This is a genomic window from Actinoallomurus sp. NBC_01490 (assembly GCF_036227085.1).
In the GTDB taxonomy this organism is placed as follows: Bacteria; Actinomycetota; Actinomycetes; order Streptosporangiales; family Streptosporangiaceae; genus Actinoallomurus; species Actinoallomurus oryzae.
Genome location: NZ_CP109433.1, coordinates 10,918,513 through 10,942,615, shown reverse-complemented (window position 1 = coordinate 10,942,615; position 24,103 = coordinate 10,918,513). Strand labels below are relative to the sequence as shown.

The window sequence follows — 24,103 nt, the reverse complement described above, 5'->3', positions numbered from 1 at the left end:
TCCTCCTTGCGTCAGAGCTCGATCTGGACGGGGCCGATGGCGGCCGACACACAGGTCTGGACAAGATCGCCCGCCTCGCCGTGAATCTGACCGGTTCGCAGGTCCCGGACCCGCCCCGAGACCAGCCGCGCCACGCAGCTGTGGCAGATCCCCATCCGGCAGCCGCTCGGCATGAGAACCCTCGCCTGCTCCCCGGCGATCAGCAGCGGCGTGCGGCCGTCGGCGTCGGTCTCCCGGTCGCTCCTGGTGAACCGGATCCGGCCGCCCTCGCCGCCGGCCACCAGGGCGGCCGGGCGAAAGTGCTCGAGGTGTAGCCGATCTTCCAATCCGACCCAGTGCTCCTGAGCTTCTTCGAGCATTCCGGCCGGCCCACAGACCCACGCGCTACGTTCGGCCCAGTCCGGGCACAGGTCCGGCAGATCGGCCGGCCTGAGACGCCCCCCGGTCCGCGTGTGCCGCTCGTACAGGCGCAGATTCACGAAACGCTCGGCCAGCGCCCGCAATTCCGCGCCGAAGATGACGTCTTCCGGCGTGGGCGCGGAATGTATCAGGACCACATCGGGGACATCTGGGCGCCGCGTGGGGACTCCGGGCGCCGCGCCATCCCTCATGCTCGCGCTGGTCAAGAGGCCGTGCAGCATGGCCCGTACGGGTGTGATGCCGCTGCCTGCCGTCAGGAACAGCAGCCGTGGCGGAGGCGGCGCCGGGAGGACGAACTCGCCGTCGGGTCCGGCGAGTTCGATGGTCGCTCCGGGTTCGGCCCGCCGTACGAGATGGCGCGAGACCAGCCCGCCCGGAGCCGCCTTCACGGTGATCGTGATACGGCCGTCGCGCCTCGGTGGACTGGACAGCGAATAGGATCGCCAGTGGCGGACCCCGTCGATGTCGACACCGATCCGAACCCATTGCCCCGGCCTGTGCCCCGCCCAGGTGCGGCCGGGACGGATGACGAGCGTCGCCGCGTCCGCGGTCTCCGGGTGAATCGCTTCAAGCCGGCCACGCAGCTCCCGGCCGGACCAGAGCGGGTTCACCAGAGCGAGGTAGTCATCGGGCAGCAACGGCGTCGTCAGCCACTCCACGGCGCCCGCCACCCCGCGCAGGACGGCCGATCGAAGAGCGGAACCGGGCGCGGTCAAGGAGCGGTTCTCCGGCGAAACGCCAGCGTCCAGGCCATCAACCGCCCGCGCACCCCGTTGATCGGACCAGCCCCCATGATTCCGTGGTACCCGGCAGCGAACCCGCGCATGCTGCCGATGGCGCGACCATGCCATCGCCCTCCGTGTCGACTCGGCGGTGGGGAGGCGGCGGTATCAGCCGAGTACGGTTGACCGACCGGCTTCGACGATCCGCCGGGGGCGGCCTGCGGCCACGGCGACGGCTGGAGAGTGCGTGAGAAAGCTCGGGCATGCGTATCAGGGCACGATGAGGACGGGGCATGGCGCGTGCCGGGAGACCTCGTCGGCGACGTTGGACCGGAACAGCACAGATGGCCGGCCGTGGTGCCGGGAGCCCAGGATGACCAGCTCGACGTCCAGTTCCCGGGCCTGATCCAGTAGGGCTCGGGGTGTGGCTCCCGGCGTGCTTTCCAGCAGCAGGCCCTCGGCGTGCACGCCTGCGGTGGACAGGACCGTGATGGCGTCGTCGACCATCCGTCGCGCCACGCTGCTCGCGCCGTTCCCCGCCGGTTGCTCGGCCAGTGCCTGGCTCGCCAGGGTGTTCAGTATCGATGGCAGGGACGGGAAGTCCGCGGCCCGCACATGCACAACGAAGACCGCCGCGCCGGTCAGCGACGCCAGTTGCCGGGTCTGGTCCAGCACGGACTCCGAACTCGTGGTCCAGTCGATCGCGGCGAGGATCCGCTTGTACACGGTGCGATCCTTTCTCCAGGGACATCGCGCTGGAAGGTCGGCCCTCCGCGTTGCCGAAGCGGTCCCGGATCGGCCCGTCGGTGACGGGCACGATCCGTGACTTCTTCCACACGTGGTCAGTTCGGCTGCCCAGCGAGGAAGGGTCGGGATGGTGCGCCGTCGTCGAGCCAGCGGTCGATCTCACCTCGCCTGGGGTCCTCGGTCGGCACGGGGCGTGCGGTGTCGGCGACGATTCCCGGTTCCCGTGAGCGATCGGCTTCTTCCGGGACTACCCGAGGTGGGTTCGCCCCACCGTCGTTCTGGATGCCGACGGCGGCCAGGATCTCCTCGGGTCTGATGCTGTGTCTGCCGATGGAGGCCATCGTCAGTGCGGATTCCGCCGCGTCCGTCGTGGCGTGGGGTGGTACGACCAGCAGCAAGATGTGGTCTTGCGGGCCGCGGGTCACGATGATCTTATGGTTAAGGTCGGCGAACCATCCCACTCCCACGCGGTGTCCGCCGACCGTCATGCGGCGGGGGATGTCGTCCCAGTCGCGGGCGTCGACGCCGAGGCGCACGACCACGCCGACCTGTGGGTTCAGCAGTGAGATGAGGCTCGGCAGTTCAGTGCCCGCGTCGCGGGAGTGCGGCCACCAGCCACCACCGAGAATCCCTCCGCGCCCCAGCGCCGGATCCAGGCTGAGCCTCGACATCGGCGGAATAGGCGGAGAAAGAACGTCTATTTGATCTTTAACGTGCGGTGCCATGACTTCAGCCCCGTCCTGGCCCCTGTAAGGAGCCGGATTTTCTACACCAGGGACGACGCCGACTTGATCGTTGGCGCGCGAAATGCCCTCGGTAATTTCATGATACATCCAAAAAGGTGAATCGTTGTCGTATCTACTTTCGCACCTCATAAATAATTCTGGTTATCGGAAGTCGATGAGCGTAGAGTCGAATTATCCGGAAATGACGACACCCCAATCTGAGCTGGCGATCGGGTTGTTGATCGCCATGGTCGCGGGAGTCGTGGTCACGCTGGTGGTCGGCACTGCCCGTATCACCCAGGTACGCCGCCTCGCTCGCCGGCACCGCCGGTCGTGGCCTCGGGCGGGTTGATCCCGTCCGGTCATAGCCCGGAAATTCGAGTGATCTCAGGAGAGTGGCCTAAGGAGGGAGTGCCGTGAATGAGGGTTCGGTGGAACGGAGAGCGTCGAGTGACCTGTCGTCGTCACCGGCACCTCGGCTGCTCCTGGGGTCGGCCCGTGCGCCCGGGACGCTGCTCGATGGTGGCTGGTGGCCCCGGTCTGCCGATCCGGCCGCGGAGCTGCCGGGCCTGGTTCTGGCCCTCCAGGGCCACAAACCTCCGGGAGACCACGGTCCGGTAACGCACATCATGCTCCGGGCGTCCGACTGGGACGGTCGGCCACGCCGGCTGCGCGTCGAGGGCGTGGAGGGCCTGACCGACACCCGCGTGGTGCGGCTCAGCTGGTTCGACACCCTGCCCGCCGGTCTGCTCACCGCGATCTACGCCGACGGCCACCGCGTCGACCTACTCACCGTCCCACCGGACACCGAGGAGAACGCCGCCCGGGCGGCCATGAAACAGGCCGCCCGGACCGGCGAGCACACCCAGACGCCCGATACCAGCGCCGAGACGGCGCAGGAGAGCGGATGGGAATCCGAAGGCGGACGGCTCCGTGACCAGGAGGAATGACAACTTTCTGACCCGCAGGAAGAGTGGATCCTCACGCGGATCGATGACCCGATGGAGCGCGTCGATGTGTCACCGGGGTCGGCCCTTCCGGTCCGTGGCCGAACGTGAGGCCGCCCGGTCACCGACCGCGATATCGAGGGCTGTCAGTACTCCAGTTCGGGGCGCAGCGGGCCGCCGACCTCATGGAGGTGCCGTAGCACTTGGGCGTAGGAGTGGAGGAGGCCGGTCTCGTGGTACGGGACGCCGTGCTGAGCGCAGAACGCGCGTACGAGCGTCTGGGCGCGGCGGAGGTTGGGTCGTGGCATGGAGGGGAATAGGTGGTGCTCGATCTGGTAGTTGAGGCCGCCGAGTGCGTAGTCGGTGAGCCGTCCGCCGCGGATGTTGCGTGCGGTGAGCACCTGCCGGCTCAGGTAGTCGATCTTGTCGTCCTTGGCGAGAATCGGCATGCCCTTGTGGTTGGGCGCGAACGAGCAGCCCATGTAGAGCCCGAACAGTCCCTGCTGGATGAGGATGAAGCACACGGCCTGAGCGGGCGACAGGACCCAGAACAGGGCGGTGAGGTAGCCGCCGATGTGGGCCGTCAGCAGCCCCGTCTCGGTGATTCTGGCCGTTCGTGAGGCGCCGGTGCGGGTGAGCAGAGCCCGTACGCCGGCGACGTGCAGGTTGAGGCCTTCCAGAAGCAGCATGGGGAAGAACAACCAAGCCTGGTGGCGGGCCAGCCAGGCGCGCGGTCCGCTGCGGGCACGGGCGTGGTCTTTGGTGAAGGCGATCGCGCCGCCCGCGATGTCGGGGTCGCGGTCGACCTGGTTGGGGTGGGCGTGATGCCGGTTGTGCTTGGAGATCCACCAGCCATAGCTGAGCCCGACCAGCAGGTTGCCGTGCAGCCGGCCGAGCAGGTTGTTGACCCGTTTGGAGCCGGATATCTGGTGGTGGCCGGCGTCGTGTCCGACGAACGCCGTCTGGGTGAACATCACCGCGAGGAACGCGGCGATCAGCAGCTGCCACCACGACCGTCCGATCAGGGCGAACGCCACCCATCCGGCGGTCAGCAGGAGCAGGTTCCCCCCGACCTTGGCGCCGTAGTAACCGGGCCGCCGGTTCAGCAGCCCGGTCCGCTTCACCTCCCGGGACAACTGGGCGTAGGGGCTGCCGCGCTCGGTCGCGGGTGGAACCCGGCGAGCGGTTGCCGGTGTGGTGTGGGTCGTGACGATGTCGATGGCCAATTTCTTTGCTCCTTCGGCGATGGGGGTCACGTCCAGGCGGTTGCTCAGACTGCGCGCTGGTGCACGTAACACCATGTCCAGACGGGGCCTGGCCGCACTGCGCGCGCCAGCGGATGGTCGGTCTCCTCGTAGTGCGCGCGTGCGTGCCGGCGGGGTGAGTCGTTCGAACACCCCACCCAACCGCAGGTCAGGCACGCGAGAAGGCCGGGCCAGTCCTCACCGGTCGCCTGGCATTCCCGGCAGATGTTCCCTAGCGGGTCCACCTGCACGAGCGCGTCGAGGTGCTCGCAGTGAGGTGCCGACCCGTTCAGGCTGAGGGTTCGCATCAGGGCGGACCCGGAACCATCCGGACTCATGGCGCGCTCCTCTCTGGCTCACCGTTCGGCGACCGGCTATCTCTCTCAGTGGACATCCCTCACGGTCGGGTGGAAACAGGGAGCATGAGCAAGCCTCATCAGCTGCCCTGATCGGCAGGTCGGAATTGCCGTTGGGGGAAGAGGCGTCGAGTATTTGTGTCGGCTCTGAGATGCTGGAACCGCGGACCACAGTGGTGATGCGTGAGCCTGGCGGCAGGAGCGGAGGTGGCGGGCGTGGAGCTTCGCCAGCTTCGCTATTTCGTGACCCTGGCCGAGGAACTGCACTTCGGCCGGGCGGCCGCGCGGGAGCACATCGTGCAGTCGGCGTTGAGCCAGCAGGTGCAGCGGCTCGAACGCGAGCTGGGCGTCCGCCTGCTGGAGCGCAGCACACACCACGTTTCGATCACCGCTGCCGGCGCGGCGTTCCTCCTCGAGGCGCGACAGATCATCGCCCGGGTGGACCGGGCGGCGCAGGTCGCTCGCAGCGCGGCCGGCGCGACCACCAGGCTACGCGTGGGCATCATCGACGCCAGCTATGACTCGATGCCACAGATCCTGCACGAGGTGCAGGCCCGGCACCCGGATCTGGTGATTCACCAGGTCGAGGTCAGTGTGCCCGAGCAGTACCAGCAGCTCCTCGACGGCCGCCTCGATGTGGGAATCGGCCGGGCCGCGCTGGCCCCGGCCGGAGTGGCCTCGTATCTGTTCCGCGAGGACCCGCTGGGCGTCCTGGTGCCCGACGGGCACCGTTTCACCTCCCTGGACGGCGTACCGGTCGGCACACTCGCGCAGGAGCCGTTGCTGCTCGCCGAGGATGCCCAAGCACCGGAGTTCAACCAGTTCGTGGTTGAGATGTGCCGGTCGGCCGGGTTCACCCCCGCGGTGTACGAGGGCACCGTGGAGAGTATCCGGGCCGCCGCCGACCTGGTCGCCGCGGGACGGTGCCTGTACTGCGTGCCCTCCTCCTGCATCTCCGCCCTCCCCGGCACCATCTGGCGGCCGTTGGTCGAACCGGTGTCCCACTACCCCTGGTCGATCCTGTGGCGAGCGGCCGACACCTCCGAACACGTACGCGCCATCACCACCTGCGCGCGAGCGATGTCCAAACGACTGGGCTGGCTCACCGTAAGGGAACCCACGGCCGGCTGACCGTAGAGCAGGTTCAGTCCCGTGTCAGCGCGTCAGCCAGTGCGGGATAGATCGTGAGGACCCGGTCCAGCCCGTGAATGTGCAGCAGCCTCGTGACCCGAGGATGCAGAGCCGTCAAACGGAGGGTGACGCCGACCGCCGTGGCGTGATGATGAATACCGACCAGCACCCCCAGCCCTGACGCGTCACAGAACGAGACTCCGGACAAGTCGAGGATGATCACTCCCATGCCGGGTCGCAACACGCCGAGCAGGCGTTCACGTAACGCGGGAGCGGTGGCGATGTCGATCTCGCCGCGCAACCTGATGATGGTGTGAGTTGATCGGCGTACGAGGGAGAACGCGACACCGGTACGGGCTTCGTCGGGACCCTCGCCGGGACTCACAGTGATCATCTCCGATCCTTTGGTGGCGACCGAACGCTCACCGGTGATGTCTCGGCTCGGATCTGACGATCCGGTTCGAAGTAGGAGGATGCCGGCCCGCGAGGGGCCGCCGGCTCGGCATTCAGTCACCTCCGAGCCAACCCCGTCCATACCGTGCCGGAAACAGCGGATCCGGGAAGGGCCGATCACCGCAACCGATTGCCATCCTGTGCCCGGATGGGGCGGTAATCGGTTATGGCGATCAGTTCAGAACGAATCGCCTGTTTCCCCGAGCGGGCCCGGCGGGTTGTCTCAGGAATGCCCGATCTTTGGCCGTTGGGCCTCCCGCCCCCGGCGTCCCGCCGGGCCTGGTGGGTCTCATTGGCACTGTGAACGGAGTATTCCGATGAAGGCATTGGTCGTTGTCGTGATCATTGTGGTGGTGGTCCTGCTGCTGGTGCTCGCGTTGGCGGTGCGGATCGTCAAGCAGTACGAGCAGGGGGTGTTGTTCCGGCTCGGCCGGGTACGCGGGGCGCGGCAGCCGGGTCTGCGACTGATCATCCCGCTGGTCGATGTCATGCGCCGCGTCTCGATGCGGATCGTCACGATGCCGATCCAGTCTCAGGGAATCATCACCCGCGACAACGTCAGCGTCGATGTGTCGGCGGTGGCCTACTTCCGGGTGGTCGACGCGGTGAAGTCGGTCGTGGCGATAGAGAACGTCCGAGCCGCCATCGATCAGATCGCCCAGACCACCTTGCGGAAGGTGGTCGGGCAGCACACCTTGGACCAGACACTGTCCGAGACCGACCGCATCAACCTCGACATCCGCGAGATCCTCGACGTCACCACGGTCGGGTGGGGCGTGGAGGTCAGCCTGGTTGAGCTGAAGGACATTCAGCTGCCCGAGAGCATGAAACGCGCCATGGCCCGTCAGGCCGAGGCCGAACGGGAGAAGCGCGCAAAGATCATCAGCGCTGAGGGCGAGTCGATGGCCGCCGCGGCCCTGGGAGACGCCTCGGACATCATGATGGCGCACCCGCTGGCGCTGCAGCTGCGGAACCTGCAGAGCCTGGTCGAGATCGGCGTGGACAAGAACAGCACCGTCGTGTTCCCGGCACCGCTGATGACCACCATCGCCGAACTCGGAACCTTCCTCGCTCGTGAGCAGACCGCCGCCACCCCTGCGCTGACACCCAACGGCGACAACTCGACCGCCGGGACGCCGGCGGCCGACCAACCACCCCGCACCTCACCGAGCTGACGAGCAGGCGATGACGCCGGCGCCGGGGAGCAGCCGCACGAGCGTGGAAACGATCGCGAACACAGCCGTGGGCTGCTGGTCACATAGCCCGCTTGTCACACCGTCCCCGTGCGAGTTCGGTCCGGTAGGTCGTAATACCGACGGTGTGCCCGGGCGGTGTGCCCGGGCGGTGTGCCCGGGCGGTGTGCCCGGGCGGTGTGCCCGGGCGGTGTGCCCGGGCGGTGTGCCCGGGCGGTGTGCCCGGGCCATGGTGTACCGATGGCAGGTCTCCACAGGGCGTCCTGGTGGATGAACCTGGCGGATCACTCTGCCCATCGCCCGGCCGAGTCAACGCATGACGCGTACGTTCCTGCGAGACCTCCAGCGGGGTCGGGGCAGATGGACCGTCGGCGGACGGAGTTCGATGTGTGATCGTCCGGTGGTGCGATCCGTCAGCTGTCGCAAGGACGGATCATGGTCAAGGAACACTCCACGATGACCGGCCCGTTCCGGGGCATGAGGCAACGGGGCCGCCGCGGTCCGGTCCGCGTACGCGGCGCGTCAAGAGCCGGTCTCGCCGAAACGAAGGACCGTCATCGCCTGGTCCTCATCGGCGATCACCTCGCGGGCGAGTTCGGCCAGAAACCGGTTGTGGGCGCGGGCATAGGAACGCAAGACCCTGAACCCTTCATCGACGCTGACCCGACCACGGATGGACAGCACACCCTTGGCCTGCTCGATGACGACCCGGCTGTTCAACGCGCCCTGGAGTTGTTCCACCACATCCTCAACATGGGTCAGGGCACGTTCTTGCAAGATCGCGATGGTCGTAATGTCGGCCAGTGCCTGACCGAGCGCCAGATCCTCGCCGACCAGCGGGGTGGTGCCCGTGCGGAACAGATTGAGCGTTCCGATGGTCTGCTCCCGCAACAACATGGGCAGCGCGTGCACCGTCTGGTAGCCGTGCCGCTGTGCTTCGTCCACGAAATCGGGCCACCTGCCGCGCCAACTGGACAGATCGACGGCACTGACCGGCTTTCCGGTCTGGAAGCATTCCAGGCACGGACCTTGCCCTTCGCCCTGCGACTGGAACAACTCGATCAACCGCGCCTGCTCGTTGGACGACGCGAACACCCCGAGCTTGCCCTGCCCGTCGGCGAGCAACAGCCCGGCCGCCGCGACATCCAGCAGGCTCACACAATGCCCACAAAGACGGTGCGCCATCTCAATCAGGTCATAGTCCACGACCATGGTGTCGGCAATGTCAATGAACGCCGAAGTCAACGCTGATTCGCGCCGTACCGAAGTCGGCATCTCCTTCCCCCTCTCCGCGGCGGGTGGGCCGCCGGGGCCACCGCCCTACTTGGTGAGGCGCAGCTTGCCGGCCAGCACGTCGCCGGCTACCGCATCCAGCGACCGCGAGCACCCAAAAGCGTGCGCACGCAACCTCGCGAGCGCCTGTCCAATGGAAATCCCGAGTTCGGCCGACAACGCCCCGGTGGCCTGATGCACCACCGCATGGTTGCGCCAGGACACATCGAACAGGTCAGGCGCACCGTCCGGGCCGTGCCCGTCGAGCGCCTGGGCGTTCAGTACGGCGATCGTCACCACATCGGTGACCACCAGCGCTTCCGCCACCTCCGTCAACGGACCTGCCCGCGACCGATAGCAATCAAGCACGCCGATGGCGATCGCGCCGAGCTGCAGCGGAAACGCGAACACCGCGGCGATCCCGGCGTCCAACGCCTCGCGCGTGAACATCGGCCACTGCGCAAAGGCCTCGCGGGCCTCAAGATCCTGCACCAGCACCGGCCGTCCCCGAACGAACGCCGACACGCATGGACCTTCCCCCAGGCCGAACTGCAATTCCTCGATCCGAGCGCCCCGTTCGTCACTCGCACCGAGCAACACACGCGTATCGGGCTGATCATGCATCATCAGCGACAAGCCCACTCCATCGACCGGCAGCGACGCGGCGCACGCCATGCACAACCTCTTCGGGGACTCCGAAGTCCACGAATGGTCGGACACGATCTCCGCCAGCGTGCCGGCCAGCCGGACACGATCAATAGCCATGACAACCCGCCCCCCGGACCCGCGGCTCCGTGAAGTCCGCCGGGTACGCCACAGGCGTCTGGATGAACGCATCCGACTCGATCAGATACCTCCACGCTACATCAATAACCCCTGACCAGCGTCAACACCGTGCACTGGATTATCTGGAGCAATTGACGTGCCCCATGGCGGGACACCGGCGCTGGCCGTCCCTCACGCTTGTTCCGCGCGGTGTCGAAGCGCACCGGACTCGATACCCGGCTGATGGTCCGTGACAGCGTGTCCGAGGCCATCGCCGCGACCGGGAATAACGTCCCCGGACAGCCACTGAGGTCACCGCGTGGCCCTGAGGCCCGCAGCGGGGCGAAGCGCTGCCGTCTGCGTCCGGCTCTATCCGTGAATTACGAGACGCCGGGTCAGAGATCTCTTTGTAGCGAAGGGACCGCTCGACAGTGTTCTCCGGCGGAAGCGGGTACACACCATCCGTGATGTTCCAGAACCCCGTTTCCCCTGAGTTCCTCCCCGCACGCGAGCTGATCCTCCGTGCGCTTACAGGGCGGATGGAACTCGCGGACGTCACCGAGCAGTGTGATCATATGCTCGGCTCACCGAGTGATGGCGTTGACCAACATCGGGTCGACGCCCAGCGTCTCCATCCGGCCGGCTGATCCGACGATCTCCTTTGCCCAGCCCACGGCGAGGTTGACCTCGTGTTCGAGCTCCCGGCGTATGGGATCCGTTGCCTGCCGTGAGGCTCGCATACGATTGGTTGCAAGGGGGATGCTGGCCGATCGATGTGATGGCCAGATCTGCGGTATGACCCGCGCGTCAGGGCGCGGGCAGGGCCGATTCGATGTGGGCAGCGATGGGCTCGTTGTGGGCGGCGTTCCGCCTTAACACCAGAAGGTGCTCCCGGTTCCGTTTGATGGCTCAGGAACAGCGGGCGCTGCGGCGCGTCGCGACGCTCGTGGCGCGTGGTGCCTCTCCGTCGACGGTTTTCCGGGCGGTTGCCGGTGAGGTCGGCCGCCTGTTCAAGGCGGATTACGCCTCGATCTGCCGTTATGAGCCGGAGCAGATGATGTGCTTGGTCGCCCGGTGGACCGCTCCGGGCGCTGCCGATCTGGGCGCGCCTTTCGGCGGGCGCTGGCCGATGGGGGAGGATTCCTCCTCTGCGGCGGTGCTGCGGACCGGCAGGCCGGCACGGCGGGCGGTCGAGTCGATCACGAGTGAGATCGGGAGCTGGCTTCGGTCACGGGAAATCGGTCAGGTCGTGTCCTGCCCGCTCACCGTCGATGATCGGCTCTGGGGCGTGATGGTGTTGGAGTTCCTCGGCTCCCGGCCGGTGCCGGCCGATACCGAGGACCGTGCGAACGAGTTCGTGCAGCTGGCGGCGTGCACCGTCGCCCAGGCGGAAGGACGCGCGGAGCTGATCGACTCTCGCACCCGCCTGGTCATGGCCTCCGATGAGGCACGCCGCCGGATCGAACGCGACCTGCACGATGGGACCCAGCAGCGTCTCATCACGCTCGGCCTCACCCTTGAGGCGGCGCGGGCGCGCGTACCACCGCAGGACGAGGAACTCAGCAGGTCTCTGTCGCTGGCCGTCGAGGAACTGTCGCAGGTGCAGGCGCAGCTCCGTGAGATCGCCCATGGCCTGCATCCGGCGATCCTGGCCAAAGGGGGCCTGGGCGCGGCCGTCAAAGCGCTCACCCGCCGCTTCCCGGTCGCGACCGAGCTGGACATCGACGTCGACCGGCGCCTGCCCGACCCGATCGAGGTCACCGCCTATTACGTGACAGCCGAGGCGTTGGCGAACGTGCTCAAGCATGCGAGCGCCTCGCGCGTCCGCGCCGAGCTTCACATGAAGAACGGTTCCCTTCACCTGGCGATCCGTGATGACGGTGTCGGAGGCGCGGATCCACGACGGGGCTCGGGACTGACCGGTTTGAAGGATCGAGTGGAGGCCGTCGGCGGCACCATGCAGATCACCAGCCCGACCGGTGCCGGCACATCGCTGTTCGTGGAGATCCCCGCCGGTCGGCGGGATGGTTATACGGAGCCCCCTTGACCGCGCGGCCATTCTCTACGGCGGGTGCCCATGCCGTTCTGAGGCCCTGGAGGGCGTGTGCTGCACACCGGCTCGGCGTGAATGGCGGCGTGCTCGATCAACGAGCTGAGTTGATCCAGTTCGGGCGGGGCCAAGGCCTTGGCCGCTCGTATCTCGAGCCCGATGGAGACCAGGTCCTGTTGTGTCCCGCGGTGCAGGTCATGCTCGATCTCGGCCCCTTCGCCGGTCCTTGTGCCGGGCGTCTCAATCTCGTATGGGCTTGATCCCATCGTGGATTGATACCTGGCGAACGTGCGCAACGCACGCGGCGACAACCTGACGTGCTTCAGCGCTCAGCGTGGCCAGTTCGGCCGCCGTACGCTCCGCGTCGTGGAGCCGGGCACGGGCTTGGATGGCCGCGGCTCGCGCACGTTTGGCCATGAGCACGCTCGCGCGCAGGAGTTCCTCGCACTGACCACCGGCGGCCCGGGCTGCGTCCAGCAGCGCCGGAAGACCTCCCAGGAATTCATCACCGTCGAGCGTCGTGGCTGACGATCCAATCTCAACACGTTCAGTGCTCGCCTGGTAGCTCACAGTCCCACAGTGTCACAAGCGACCGAAGGCGACAGGACACCCGGGCCCAGGGAAGGGAACATATTGCTTTCCCCGGCGCCGCGTGGCGCCTCATTCCCCTCCCACGCCGAGGCGCCGGACGGCGCGGCGTCGATCGATCCGGTGGGGCCGACGGCTTTCGCGACACCAGCGCGGGAATTCTCGGCTGGATATGACCACGCCCCCGGCGTCGCCACTGCGGCCCCGTGCGCCGGTCAGTCCTACGCGACCGACAGCCCGCCCAGTAACGACGCGGCCGGCATCGGGCCCTCGGACGACTTCGGCACGACCACGATGATCAACACCCGCCTCTACGTCGCCTCTAACGGCCCGGACACCCGCACCAGATCCCCACCCCGCACCCGCCGACGGTCTCCTGCTTCGACCCGGTCACCACCGCGCCCTGTGTCGGCTGGACACCGAAGGTGATCAGCGATCCCAACCCGTACCTGACCCTGTCGCTGTCCCCGCTCACCAACACCTCTGGCACCGCCCGCAAGGTCGGATCGAGCTGTCCGACACCGGTGCGTGTTCCACCAACCTGGCACGCGCCGGGCTGGCCACCGGGATTGAAGGCGGCCTGCTCGCCCAGCCTCTGACCGTCGTCGGTACGGGCGGCGGTGGCTGCTACAGTTGAGTTCCCGCACCGAGCCCGCAGCGGCGGTCACCGACCGGCCGCCGCTACGCCGCGCACTCATCACCATGTGTATCACAGAGATTACCAGCTGGGGCGTGTTCTACTACGCCTTCCCGGTGATGCTGTCCTCGCTGCCCGTGACACCGGCTGGTCCACCGCGACCGCCCTGACAGCCTTTCCGCCGGAGCCGTCGTCTCCGCCCTCGCCGGGATGCCCGCCGGACGGCTCATCGACCGCTGCGGGCGGCGCCCGGCCATGATCACCGCTCCATCCGCGGTGTCGCCGCCGTACTGACGCTCGCTGCCTTGCCCAGCCTGCCGCTCTTCTTCGCGGCCTGGTCCTTGCCGGGCTCGCGCAATCCGCCGTGCTCTACAGCCGCCTTCACTGTGCTTACCGGCTGGTACGGCCCGGGTAGGGCGACGACGTCGGCCGCTGTCGCGAACGGCGGCGTGCGATAGCTGGTGCCAATGGCAATCAGGCGGTGTGAGGGTGTGGGCCCCGGCCGCTAGGCGACGGTTCGAAGTGATCCGGGACGGACGTCAGCGGAACGTTGGGCTCCTCGACGTCCGGAGAGCTGAGCGGCAACCATCCAAGGTGACACGTCCGCAACCCTCGTGCGTTAGGCGTCCAGCGCGGTGAGGTGGTCGGCGGTGCCTCCACGCCATTCGATCAGGAAGAGGGTCGCGTCGTCGCTGGTGGTCCCGCCGCGTGCGCGCACGAGGGCGTGGGAGAGTCCGCGGACCATCTCCTGCGCGCCTTCGTCGCTGTGCCCAGCGTTGTTGATGAAGTCGATGAGGCGTTTTTCGCCGAATTGTTCGCCGCCGGTCTCGTGTTCTTCGATAAGACCGTCGGTGAACAGCAGGATCCGGTCACCGTGCTGGAGGGCTTGTTCGCTGATCTGCGGCTGATCGCCGCCGAAGCCGACCGGCAATGTGCCTGGGCCTTCCAGTGCCCGGACGACTCGGTGGTCGCGGATCAGGAGCGGGGCCGGGTGGCCGGCGTTGACCCACTGTAGATGGCCTGATCGGACGTCCAGTCGCATCATCTGTGCGGTGACGAAGTGGTCGGGTCCGAACTGTGTGTCGATGGCCGTGTCCATGAATCCGTACAGCTCCGCCAGCCCGACGTCGGCGCGTCTGGCGTGCCGGTAGGCGCCGATGGCGACGGTGGCCAGCACGGCCGCGTTCAGGCCGTGCCCCATCGCGTCGATGACGGCCACGTGCAGGACGTCGTCGTTGAGGGCGTAGTCGAAGCTGTCGCCGGCGACGTCGTAGGCGGGCTCGAGGATTCCGGCTGTCGTGACCTGAGGGGTGATCATGGTCAATGGGGGTAGCAGTGACCATTGGATTTCGGCGGCCATGCTCATCTGCTCGCGGCGCCGGGCCCGGAAGAACTGATCGGTGTAGCTGTTCTTCGTGACGAGCATGTCGGCGACCAGACCGGCGAGCCGCCGCAACAACCGCCGGTCATCGTCGTCGACGGTGTCGAGGGTGAGGGCCAGGACCCCGACCTCGTCGCTGCCGTCCAGGAGGGGGAGGAACATCCGTACGCTGTCGGTCAGTGGTTCTTCGACGACAGTCGCGCGGAGGAAGGCCTTGCCGGCTGGGGAACCATCGATTCTCTCGGGTTTGCCGGTCAGGAGTCCCTGGCCTGGAAGTGGCGCGAGCGTCAGCTGCTCATAGTCCTGCAGGAGGATCGAGACGTCCCTGCCGCCGATCCTGCTGACCTCCTCCGCGACCAGCGGGGCGATGAGTTGCGGTGGCATTTCGTGAGCCCGGTCGAGGAGCGCACCGAGCAGCCGCTCACCGAACCCCTCCGAGCGGTCCACCAGGACCCTGCCGGACGGGCCCTCGCGTCTTGTCATGGTCGCCTCATCTCCCCGCCGATAGTCACACACCGGGGAATCCTGGCCTGCCCCGCTGATCCGCGGCGCCTCATCGGCTTCTGCCTCTGTTCTCTCAGCATCGCCCCCGACCCGCGGGTTCGCCAAGCCGCCCTTCATCCGAGCTGCGGCTTCACAGCCAGAGCGACGACCCATCGAGGAAGGGGCGACGGCGACGCGCTGGTCAAAGCAGTGCGGAGCCCGCCGTGGCCGGTCAGAAGCGGGCCGATCGCGCATCCGCGGTGTGTTCGGTACCGGCCGAGTCACCGTCCTGAAGGACACGATCACCCCGTGATCATCGACCGTCCGGCTTTTGGCCGATGAATCTGGAGGTGGCAGGCGGGTCAGGAGGTGGTGATGATGAGGTTCGCGTTTTTGGGGCGGGTGTCGACGGAGGATCTTCAGGATCCGGCGGCTTCGCGTCAGTGGCAGTTGTCGCGTGCGGAGCTGTTGGTAGCCGACCACGGCCGCATCGTGGCGGAGTTCTTCGATGTCGGGCAGTCCAGGGCGGTGTCGTGGCTACGGCGGCCGGAGTCGGCGCGGCTGCTGGCGGCGTTGGAGGACCCGGACCGTGGTTTTGAGGCTGTGGTGATCGGTGAGCCCCAGCGGGTCTTCTACGACAACCAGTTCGGGCTGGTCTTCCCGCTATTCGAGCACTTCGACGTCGGGCTGTGGGTGCCGGAGGTCGGTGGCCCGATCGATCCGGACTCCGAGGCACACAGCCTGATCATGTCGGTGTACGCCGGGATGTCGAAGGCTGAACGGCGACGGATTCAAGTCAGAGTCCGGTCGGCGATGATCGCTCAAGTCGAGCGCGAGGGGCGTTTCCTGGGCGGACGACCGCCGTACGGATACCGCCTGGCTGACGCGGGTCCGCACCGCAACCCGGCACTTGCTGCATTGGGTGCGCGCCGCCACCGGCTCGAACCCGATCCGGCTGCGGCGTCGGTGGTAGAGCGGATCTTCGCGATGCGGATCGCAGGATACGGCGCCCGGCGTATCGCCGGGGCGCTCGACACCGACGGCATACCGTGTCCTTCGGCGCACGACCCGGCTCGCAACCGACATCGATCCGCTGCCGGCTGGACGACAGGAACAGTCCTGTCCATCCTCGGAAACCCGCGCTACACCGGTCACGAGGTATGGAACAAGCAGTCCAAGACCGACGTGTTGATCGACCCCCACAACGTCGGCCTGGGCACGCGGACTTCGATGCGGTGGAACCCTCGTGCCGAGTGGGTCTCCTCGCCGAAGATGGCGCATCCGGCGATCGTGAACACCGAGGAATTCGAACAAGCCCAGCACACTCATGCCATCCGCGGGCCTCGGCGGACATACCTGCTTCGGGGACTGCTCCACTGCGCGCTGTGCGGTCGTCGGATGGAGGGCGCCTGGAACAACGGACGCGCCAACTACCGCTGCCACCACCGCGCCGCCGACTCAGAGCTTCCAGGAAGTGTCTTCGTCCGTGAGGACAGGCTGCTACCGCATTTGGCCGCGCTGCTCATCCGCATCAAGATCGAATCACGCCGATGCGTCACATTGCAGAACATTCAGATCCCAGAGGATACGGACCAGCAGGTGGCGATGTGCCGCCGACTAGGACTGGCCCTGCGGTATGACCATCTCGCCCAGACTCTCACCGTCCAAGGGCGGCAGGGAGACATCATCATCCGGCTGATGTGAGTTCGAACAGGTGTCCCGGGGGACACAACGAGGTGAGAAATTATGCACTAGGCGTGATCGACAGGATGAGCGAGGTGGCTTACAACGCAAAAGGCCCCAGCTCTGATAGGGCGATCAGAAGCCAGGGCTCAATGCGGCATGCATAAGTCTTCGCGGCTATGCATAATCCCGTGTCCGAGGGGGGACTTGAACCCCCATGCCCCGTGAAGGGCACTAGCACCTCAAGCTAGCGCGTCTGCCTATTCCGCCACCCGGACGTGGTGAGCCGTGCGGTCTCCCGCAGCGGCTGCCACACGATAGCAAATCCCCGGTGATGCCGCGAAGTCGCTGGCGGCCGTACGGGGTGGCGTGGCCGCTGAGAGAGGATGGGCCGAAGCCTGCAGGAGCCGTGAAAGCCATACAGAAGGAGGATCACCGTGAGCCACCCTTCGGCGGAGGACGAGGTCGTCGAGCTGTGCAGCGAGCTCATCCGCATCGACACCACCAACCCCGGTGATCACAGTGGTCCCGGGGAGCGCAGGGCCGCGGAGTACGTCGCGGAGAAGCTCGCTGACGTCGGGCTCGAGCCGAAGATCTACGAGTCGCACGAGAAGCGGTCGAGCGTGGTCGTGCGGATCGAGGGGACCGATCCGGGCAGGGACGCCCTCCTCATCCACGGGCATCTCGACGTCGTGCCCGCCCAGAGGCATGACTGGACCCGTGACCCGTTCGGCGGTGAGGTCGCCGACGGCTGTGTCTGGGGTCGTGGGGCGGTCGACATGAAGGACATGGACGCGATGGTCCTGGCCGTCATGCGCGAGCGTCTCCGGCAGGGAAGGCGGCCCGAGAGGGACGTCGTCCTGGCCTTCGTCGCCGACGAGGAGGCCGGTGGCACGTGGGGTGCGCACTGGCTGGTCGACAACCATCCGGAGCTGTTCGAGGGCTGCACCGAGGCGATCGGTGAGGTCGGTGGGTTCAGCCTGACCCTCCCGAACGACCAGCGCCTGTACCTCATCGAGACGGCCGAGAAGGGCCTGGCGTGGATGCGGCTGACCGCCACGGGCACCGCGGGCCACGGCTCCATGGTGCACCGCGACAACGCCGTCACGGCCCTGTCGGCCGCGGTCGGACGGCTGGGCGAGCACGAGTTCCCGATTCGGCTGACGAAGACGGTGAGGGCCTTCCTGGAGCAGGTCTGCGAGGCGAACGGGACGGAGTTCGACCCCGACGACGTGGAGAAGACCGTCGAGAACCTGGGCCCGCTGAAGCGGATGATCGGGGCGACACTCAGGAACACCCTGAACCCGACCGTCCTGACCGCCGGCTACAAGGCGAACGTCATCCCGCAGACCGCGGTCGCGCAGGTGGACGGCCGATTCTTGCCCGGGCACGAGGAGGAGTTCTTCGACACGGTCGACGAGCTGCTGGGAGAGCAGGTGAGCCGGGAGTTCGTCCACCACGACATCGCCGTGGAGACCGAGTGGGAGGGGCCGCTGGTGGAGGCGATGGCGGCGGCGCTGCGGGCGCACGACCCGCAGGCGCGCCCGGTGCCGTACTGCCTTTCGGGCGGTACGGATGCCAAGTCGTTCTCGACGCTGGGCATGAAGTGCTACGGCTTCGCGCCGCTGAAGCTCCCCAAGGACCTCGACTTTTCCGGCATGTTCCACGGCATCGACGAACGGGTTCCGGTCGACGGCCTCCGTTTCGGCGTCCGCGTCCTCGACCATTTTCTCGACCACATCTGAATCAACCACAACGATCGCTCTCCGTGGTGCTACGGTAACCGACCGTACGGAGCGCACTCGCGCTCCGTAACGGTGGTCAACGCCAAGGAGGGCGCGTGGTTCCTGGACGGTCGCGAGTGTGGAGGTTCGCCTCCGCGGTCGCACGCTGTCCGGGCATCCCGATGCCCAAGCCGATGATCCGGCGCCTGCTCACCATGGCGGGCATCGCGATCGCCGGCTGGCTGCTGGGCGTTGCCGGTCACGCACACGCCGACCAGGCACACGCCGACACCGTTCCGGGTGCACGCCTTCCCAGCGTCACCGCGCCCGTCGAGCACGTGACCGCACTCGCGGCCGACGTGCTGGACACGCGCGGTGTCGTCCCGGCCGTGCAGAAAGCGAGCGAAGAAGAAACCGCGAAGCCCGGAGCGGTCCTCACGCCCGCCCGTCCGCCGGCGATCCTCGCCCTGCCACCCGCGGCGAAGGACAAGCCGCGGCCCCGTACGCCGGTGGGCACGGCTGGCCCTTCTCGGACACAACGGCACGGCGGCACCGGTTCACGAGCCGGAGTCTCCGGCGGACCGGTGATCCACACCGGGCCGCGCGCCGTAACGGGGGCGTCCGAGAAGGTCTCCACCGATCGCGTGGCGCACAAGCGCGTGCCGCACAAGCGGGTGCACGCGCCGTCCGCCCCGAAGCGACCGCTGCCGCAGCGAGGGCAGGACGTGCCCTCATCGGCCGGCGGCGACGCTTTCGGCGGCTTCCATCCGGCCGGGGTCCGCCGCAGGATCGAGCCGGTCACGGCACTCAGCCGTCCCGCCATCCCCATCCTGCGCACCGGCACGCTTCCCCCGGTCGTCCGCACCGCGGCGGACGAGCCCTCCTTCTCCCCTGACTAGACCCCACCACCGGTCCGTACGCATGACACGGACCGGTTTGTCGGCACGCCCGCGGTCCAGGCGGTCGTGCCGTACCCACCCCGAGAAGTTGTTCGGTCAATCCTGTCCAAATGAGGAGCATCACATGCGTATGTGGGCGAAAGGCGCCGCAGGCGCCACCCTGCTCACCGCTAGCTTCGTCGCGTTCGGGGCCGTTCCGGCCCTTGCCGACGGGACCAACGGCGACGGCAGCATCCTGGGCGGTAACCAGGTCAATGCCCCGATCTCCGTTCCGGTTAACGTCAGCGGCAACTCCGTCGCGGCCGTCGGCCACGCGGTCGCCGGATCCAGGGGCGGCGCCGCGGTGAACGGCTACCGCGCCGCCGGCGGGCACAGCCACACCTCCGGCCGCCACAGCATCGGCGGCGGCAACCAGATCAACGCGCCGATCACGGCTCCGATCAACGCCTGCGGCAACGCGGTCGCGGTCATCGGCGGGTCGCTCGCCGGCTGCCGGGGCGGCGCGTCGGCGTCCGGTTACCGCATGGGCGGTGGCCACAGCCACACGTCCGGCCGCCACAGCATCCTCGGCGGCAACCAGGTGAACGCACCGATCAGCGCGCCCGTCAACATCTGCGGCAACAGCGCCGCGGTGATCGGCGACGCGCTCGCAGGCTGCCGGGGCGGCGCCCGCGTCGCGCCGAGCGCCTACCGCACCGCCGGTGGCCGTACGTCCGGCCGGCACAGCATCCTGGGCGGCAACCAGGTCCACGCGCCGGTCAACGCGCCCATCAACGTCTGCGGCAACGCGGTCGGCAACGCGCTGGCCGGCTGCCAGGGCGGCGCCGTCGTCGGCGGACCGGGCGGATACCACCACTTCCACGGCCGCACCTCCGGCGCGTACAGCATCGGCGGCGGCAACCAGATCCACGCGCCGATCACCGCTCCGGTCGACGTCTGCGGCAACGCCGCGGCCGTCCTCGGCCGCGCGCTCGCGGGCTGCCAGGGCGCCATGCCGGGTGCCTACCCGGCGCCCGGCGGCTTCCACGGCCGCACCTCCGGCGTCGGCAGCGTCGCCGGTGGCAACCAGGTGCACGCGCCGATCACGGCTCCGGTCGACGTCTGCGGCAACGCCGCCGCGGTCGTCGGGCACGCGCTCGGCAGCTGCCAGGGCGCGACCTCGGGCGGGTACGGCGACGACTGCGTCACCCCGTACAGCGCCCGGATGAGCGGCCTGCCGCAGCTTCCGGTCGACCCCGCGTCGCTGCGCTCCGGCGCCCTGCCGGTCGCGATGGGCGCCACGCCCGCCCTGCCGAGGCTCGGCCAGGGCATGAACCCGCAGTCCGCTGCGGCGTCGAACCCGCTGGGCGGCGGCCTGGGCGACGTCCCGGTCGTGGGCAACCCGCCGAAGGAGCTCCCGCCGGTCGGCCTCGCCGCGGCCGAGTCCTCGACGAGTGCGCGGAACGGCGCGCTGATGGCGCTGGTGCTGGGCGGCATGTTCGCCGCCTCGGCCGGCACGATCTCGGTGGCCCGCCGCCTGGGCCGCCGGTCCAGCCGCTAGCGAACAACACCACGGGGCCCGGCCCCGCGGTGTGAGGTAGCAGGTCGCTTTGCCTGTCCCGGAGCCACGGCCCGGGGCAGGCAAAGCCCTATTAAAGGGGGGAGGCGTCTCGACGGGCTCGGGTCACGTCATCGGAACATTGATGTAGCGTCGAAGGAGACAAGGAGTGGCCGCCGGTCAGAGGGTACGCTTCGCGCGGATGACCTTTCGGCGTAGCTGGATTCGGCGTCTGCCGTCCGGGTAGACACGGACGCGGACGAGCTCCCACCCACCATGCTCGGCATGTTCGACCAGGATCTGCCTGGCGGCGTCACGTGTCGTACCGCGCGGCAGGCGCAGTACTAGGTAGGAGTACTCAAGCATTGCCCTTATTCTGCTCCGTCTAGGGTCCTAACGGGGGGCGAGGATCCTCTTCCGCGGAACCGGTCTACTGTTTCTCACCGTTGACCGCGGAACGGCACCCGAGCGACTCCCGCCCGAGTCGAGACTTGCGAGGTTCAGGCATCGTGCCCGACAGCAACGGCACAAAGCAGCCAGGCGGCACCCGGCTGGTGATCGTCGAGTCACCCGCGAAGGCCAAGACCATCGCGGGCTATCTCGGCAACGGGTACGTCGTGGAGTCCAGTATCGGCCATATCCGCGATCTCCCCGAGAGAGCAGCCGATATCCCGTCGAAACTCAAGGGCGAGGCGTGGGCGCGACTCGGGGTCAACGTCGATCATGACTTCGAGCCGCTTTATGTTGTCAACACTGACAAGAAGCAGCAGGTAGCCAAGCTCAAGAAACTTCTCCAAGAGGCCGACGAACTCCTCCTCGCCACCGATGAGGACCGCGAGGGCGAGGCGATCGCGTGGCACCTGCAGGAGGTGCTCAAGCCCAAGGTGCCGGTGCACCGAATGGTGTTCCACGAGATCACCCCCGAGGCCATCCGCGACGCCGCGCGCACCCCGCGTGAGCTGAACATCAAGCTCGTCGACGCCCAGGAGACCCGCCGCATCCTCGACCGGCTGTACGGCTACGAGATCAGCCCGGTGCTGTGGAAGAAGGTCATGCCGAAGCTGTCGGCGGGCCGCGTGCAGAGCGTCGCCACCCGGCTCGTCGTCGAGCGCGAACGCGAGCGGATCGCCTTCGTCCCGGCGAGCTACTGGGACCTGGCCGCGACCTTCGACACCGGAAAGCCGGAGGAGCCGTCCAGCTTCGAGGCCACGCTCGTGGCGCTCGACGGCAAGCGCGTCGCCCAGGGCCGCGACTTCACCGCCCGCGGCCAGATCAAGTCCGAGGAGATCCTCCACCTCGACGAGGAGGCCGCCCAGGGCCTCGCCGCGCGCCTGCGGGACCGGGCGTTCGCGGTCAAGTCCGTCGAGCGCAAGCCGTACAAGCGCAGCCCGTACGCCCCGTTCCGTACGACGACGCTGCAGCAGGAGGCCAGCCGCAAGCTGGGCTTCTCGGCCAAGTACACGATGCAGGTCGCCCAGAAGCTGTACGAGAACGGCTACATCACCTACATGCGTACCGACAGCATCCAGCTGTCCGAGACCGCGATCACCGCCGCCCGCGCGCAGGCGCGGACGCTGTACGGCGCCGACTACATCCCGGACAAGCCGCGCGTCTACCGCAGCAAGGTCAAGAACGCCCAGGAGGCGCACGAGGCGATCCGCCCGTCCGGCGACACGTTCCGTACGCCGGGGGAGACCGGCCTGTCCGGCGACCAGTTCCGGCTGTACGAGCTGATCTGGAAGCGCACGGTCGCCAGCCAGATGAAGGACGCGACCGGCCAGTCGGTCTCGGTGCGCGTCGCGGGCGAGTCCACCGCGGGGGAGACGGCCGAGTTCGGCGCCTCCGGAAAGATCATCACCTTCTACGGCTTCCTCAAGGCCTACGTCGAGGGCGCCGACGACCCGGCCTCGGACCTGGACGACCAGGAGCGCCGGCTGCCCGCCCTGGAGGAGGCCGACCCGCTCACCGCGAGGGAGCTCGCCGCCGAGGGCCACTCCACCAGGCCGCCCGCCCGCTACACGGAGGCGAGCCTGGTCAAGGAGCTGGAAGACCGGGAGATCGGGCGGCCGTCGACGTACGCCAGCATCATCGGCACCATCCTCGACCGCGGCTACGTGTTCAAGAAGGGCACCGCGCTGGTGCCCTCCTTCCTGGCGTTCGCCGTGGTGAACCTCCTGGAGAAGCACTTCGGCCACCTGGTCGACTACGACTTCACCGCCCAGATGGAGGACGTGCTCGACAAGATCGCCCAGGGCGAGGCCGAGCGGGTCCGCTGGCTGCAGACCTTCTACCACGGCAACGGCGGCGACGGGCTCAAGCAGCTGGTCTCCGACCTGGGGGAGATCGACGCCAAGGAGATCAGCTCCTTCCCGATCCCCGACAGCGACATCATGATCCGGGTCGGCCGCTACGGTCCGTACCTCGACCGCGACGGCCAGCGGGTGAACATCCCCGAGGACATCGCGCCGGACGAGCTGACCGCCGAGAAGGCCGAAGAGCTGTTCGCGCAGCCGAGCGGCGATCGCGAGCTCGGCGTCGACCCCGGCACCGGGCACGTCGTCGTCGCCAAGACCGGCCGGTTCGGGCCGTACGTCACCGAGGTCCTGCCCGATGACGCCCCCAAGTCGGCCAAGCCCCGCACCGCCTCGCTGCTGCGGTCGATGTCGCTGGACACGGTCACGCTCGAGGACGCGCTGAAGCTGCTGTCGCTGCCCCGCCTGCTGGGCGAGCTCGACGGCGAGCCGGTCACGGCGCAGAACGGCCGGTTCGGCCCGTACCTGAAGAAGGGCACCGACAGCCGCTCACTGCAGTCGGAGGAGCAGCTCTTCACGGTCACCCTGGAGGAGGCCAAGGAGATCTTCGCGCAGCCGAAGCAGCGCGGGCGCGGGCGGGCCGCCGCCGCACCGCCGCTGCGCGAACTGGGCGAGGACACCGGCACCGGTCGCAAGATCGTGGTCAAGGAGGGGCGGTTCGGCCCTTACGTGACCGATGGGGAGACGAACGCCAGCCTCCGTAAAGGCGACGAAGTCGAGTCGATAACCGTGCAGCGCGCACTGGAGTTGCTCGCCGAGCGTCGCGAGAAGGTCGCCGCAGGTGGTGGTAAGAAGACGACGAGGAAACGACCCGCCAAGTCCCGCTCCTGACAG

23 protein-coding genes and 1 tRNA gene are annotated in these 24,103 nt (G+C 68.0%); 11 read left to right on the top strand and 13 right to left on the bottom strand.

All coding sequences use genetic code 11. From position 1 onward, the window contains the following. Nucleotides 1–11: 11 nt before the first annotated feature. The 3 genes from OG417_RS50480 to OG417_RS50470 all read right to left on the bottom strand — a co-directional run bounded on the left by OG417_RS50480 (nt 12) and on the right by OG417_RS50470 (nt 2,722). Nucleotides 12–1,136 (bottom strand): ferredoxin reductase, encoded by a 1,125-nt coding sequence (locus tag OG417_RS50480; protein WP_329245839.1) that lies wholly within the window; start codon nt 1,134–1,136, stop codon nt 12–14. Nucleotides 1,137–1,412: 276 nt separating this feature from the next. Continuing rightward, a complete protein-coding gene (locus OG417_RS50475) occupies nt 1,413–1,868 on the bottom strand; it encodes a universal stress protein (RefSeq protein WP_329245836.1) in 456 nt (151 codons plus the stop codon). Nucleotides 1,869–1,984: 116 nt separating this feature from the next. After that, complete coding sequence (locus tag OG417_RS50470) at nt 1,985–2,722, bottom strand: DUF5994 family protein (RefSeq protein WP_329245833.1); 738 nt, start codon at nt 2,720–2,722, stop codon at nt 1,985–1,987. Nucleotides 2,723–2,816: 94 nt separating this feature from the next. On the opposite strand from OG417_RS50470, the gene OG417_RS50465 reads away from it, so the two are divergent. Together OG417_RS50465 and OG417_RS50460 are read left to right on the top strand one after the other, a co-directional pair. Continuing rightward, entirely contained in the window at nt 2,817–2,966 is a 150-nt protein-coding gene (locus OG417_RS50465) for a hypothetical protein (RefSeq protein WP_329245831.1), read from the top strand. Between the two features lie 79 nt (nt 2,967–3,045). Next, nucleotides 3,046–3,564 carry a DUF5994 family protein gene (locus OG417_RS50460; protein ID WP_329245829.1) on the top strand — a complete coding sequence of 173 codons (519 nt, stop codon included), beginning with the start codon at nt 3,046–3,048 and terminating at the stop codon, nt 3,562–3,564. Between the two features lie 143 nt (nt 3,565–3,707). On the opposite strand, the gene OG417_RS50455 is transcribed toward OG417_RS50460, so the two are convergent. Continuing rightward, the gene (locus tag OG417_RS50455; RefSeq protein ID WP_329245826.1) at nt 3,708–4,787 is read right to left on the bottom strand and encodes a fatty acid desaturase family protein; all 1,080 of its coding nucleotides are present in this window, start codon (nt 4,785–4,787) and stop codon (nt 3,708–3,710) included. Between the two features lie 44 nt (nt 4,788–4,831). Beyond that, nucleotides 4,832–5,113, bottom strand: coding sequence for a UBP-type zinc finger domain-containing protein (locus tag OG417_RS50450; RefSeq protein ID WP_329263111.1), 282 nt, complete (start codon nt 5,111–5,113; stop codon nt 4,832–4,834). Nucleotides 5,114–5,344: 231 nt separating this feature from the next. On the opposite strand from OG417_RS50450, the gene OG417_RS50445 reads away from it, so the two are divergent. Continuing rightward, nucleotides 5,345–6,292, top strand: a complete 948-nt coding sequence (locus OG417_RS50445) for a LysR family transcriptional regulator (RefSeq protein ID WP_329245823.1) — start codon at nt 5,345–5,347, stop codon at nt 6,290–6,292. A 13-nt stretch (nt 6,293–6,305) separates the two neighbouring features. Here OG417_RS50445 and OG417_RS50440 read toward each other — a convergent pair whose 3' ends face one another. Then, nucleotides 6,306–6,686, bottom strand: coding sequence for an STAS domain-containing protein (locus OG417_RS50440; RefSeq protein ID WP_329245820.1), 381 nt, complete (start codon nt 6,684–6,686; stop codon nt 6,306–6,308). 376 nt (nt 6,687–7,062) lie between these two features. Between OG417_RS50440 and OG417_RS50435 the strand changes: the two genes are divergently transcribed. Further along, nucleotides 7,063–7,920, top strand: a complete 858-nt coding sequence (locus tag OG417_RS50435; protein ID WP_329245817.1) for a slipin family protein — start codon at nt 7,063–7,065, stop codon at nt 7,918–7,920. Between the two features lie 540 nt (nt 7,921–8,460). Here the strand turns inward: OG417_RS50435 and OG417_RS50430 are convergent. The 3 genes from OG417_RS50430 to OG417_RS50420 form a co-directional block, all read right to left on the bottom strand. Continuing rightward, on the bottom strand, nt 8,461–9,213 hold the full coding sequence (locus tag OG417_RS50430) for a GAF and ANTAR domain-containing protein (RefSeq protein ID WP_329245814.1): 753 nt from the start codon (nt 9,211–9,213) through the stop codon (nt 8,461–8,463). A 45-nt stretch (nt 9,214–9,258) separates the two neighbouring features. Then, nucleotides 9,259–9,975, bottom strand: a complete 717-nt coding sequence (locus OG417_RS50425) for a GAF and ANTAR domain-containing protein (protein WP_329245811.1) — start codon at nt 9,973–9,975, stop codon at nt 9,259–9,261. A gap of 584 nt (nt 9,976–10,559) precedes the next feature. Then, nucleotides 10,560–10,715, bottom strand: coding sequence for a hypothetical protein (locus OG417_RS50420; RefSeq protein ID WP_329245808.1), 156 nt, complete (start codon nt 10,713–10,715; stop codon nt 10,560–10,562). A gap of 164 nt (nt 10,716–10,879) precedes the next feature. On the opposite strand from OG417_RS50420, the gene OG417_RS50415 reads away from it, so the two are divergent. Both OG417_RS50415 and OG417_RS50410 read left to right on the top strand, forming a co-directional pair. Next, a complete protein-coding gene (locus tag OG417_RS50415; protein WP_329245806.1) occupies nt 10,880–12,022 on the top strand; it encodes a GAF domain-containing sensor histidine kinase in 1,143 nt (380 codons plus the stop codon). A 291-nt stretch (nt 12,023–12,313) separates the two neighbouring features. Further along, nucleotides 12,314–12,553 carry a hypothetical protein gene (locus OG417_RS50410; RefSeq protein ID WP_329245803.1) on the top strand — a complete coding sequence of 80 codons (240 nt, stop codon included), beginning with the start codon at nt 12,314–12,316 and terminating at the stop codon, nt 12,551–12,553. A gap of 956 nt (nt 12,554–13,509) precedes the next feature. On the opposite strand, the gene OG417_RS50405 is transcribed toward OG417_RS50410, so the two are convergent. Both OG417_RS50405 and OG417_RS50400 read right to left on the bottom strand, forming a co-directional pair. Next, nucleotides 13,510–13,635, bottom strand: coding sequence for a hypothetical protein (locus OG417_RS50405; protein ID WP_329245800.1), 126 nt, complete (start codon nt 13,633–13,635; stop codon nt 13,510–13,512). Nucleotides 13,636–13,869: 234 nt separating this feature from the next. Then, a complete protein-coding gene (locus OG417_RS50400) occupies nt 13,870–15,114 on the bottom strand; it encodes a PP2C family protein-serine/threonine phosphatase (RefSeq protein WP_329245797.1) in 1,245 nt (414 codons plus the stop codon). A gap of 375 nt (nt 15,115–15,489) precedes the next feature. Between OG417_RS50400 and OG417_RS50395 the strand changes: the two genes are divergently transcribed. Next, entirely contained in the window at nt 15,490–16,818 is a 1,329-nt protein-coding gene (locus OG417_RS50395; RefSeq protein WP_329245794.1) for a recombinase family protein, read from the top strand. A gap of 171 nt (nt 16,819–16,989) precedes the next feature. On the opposite strand, the gene OG417_RS50390 is transcribed toward OG417_RS50395, so the two are convergent. After that, nucleotides 16,990–17,075 (bottom strand) — tRNA-Leu (locus OG417_RS50390). Between the two features lie 159 nt (nt 17,076–17,234). Here OG417_RS50390 and OG417_RS50385 point away from each other — a divergent pair. The 3 genes from OG417_RS50385 (at nt 17,235) to OG417_RS50375 (ending at nt 20,960) form a co-directional block, all read left to right on the top strand. Further along, nucleotides 17,235–18,542, top strand: coding sequence for a M20/M25/M40 family metallo-hydrolase (locus tag OG417_RS50385; RefSeq protein WP_329245791.1), 1,308 nt, complete (start codon nt 17,235–17,237; stop codon nt 18,540–18,542). Between the two features lie 95 nt (nt 18,543–18,637). Beyond that, a complete protein-coding gene (locus tag OG417_RS50380; protein WP_329245789.1) occupies nt 18,638–19,420 on the top strand; it encodes a hypothetical protein in 783 nt (260 codons plus the stop codon). Between the two features lie 124 nt (nt 19,421–19,544). Next, entirely contained in the window at nt 19,545–20,960 is a 1,416-nt protein-coding gene (locus OG417_RS50375; RefSeq protein WP_329245787.1) for a chaplin family protein, read from the top strand. A gap of 177 nt (nt 20,961–21,137) precedes the next feature. Here OG417_RS50375 and OG417_RS50370 read toward each other — a convergent pair whose 3' ends face one another. Then, nucleotides 21,138–21,323, bottom strand: a complete 186-nt coding sequence (locus tag OG417_RS50370) for a DUF5703 family protein (protein ID WP_285578209.1) — start codon at nt 21,321–21,323, stop codon at nt 21,138–21,140. A 143-nt stretch (nt 21,324–21,466) separates the two neighbouring features. Here OG417_RS50370 and topA point away from each other — a divergent pair, with 143 nt between their 5' ends. Continuing rightward, the gene (gene topA, locus OG417_RS50365; protein WP_329245785.1) at nt 21,467–24,100 is read left to right on the top strand and encodes a type I DNA topoisomerase; all 2,634 of its coding nucleotides are present in this window, start codon (nt 21,467–21,469) and stop codon (nt 24,098–24,100) included. The last annotated feature ends 3 nt before the right edge of the window (nt 24,101–24,103 follow it).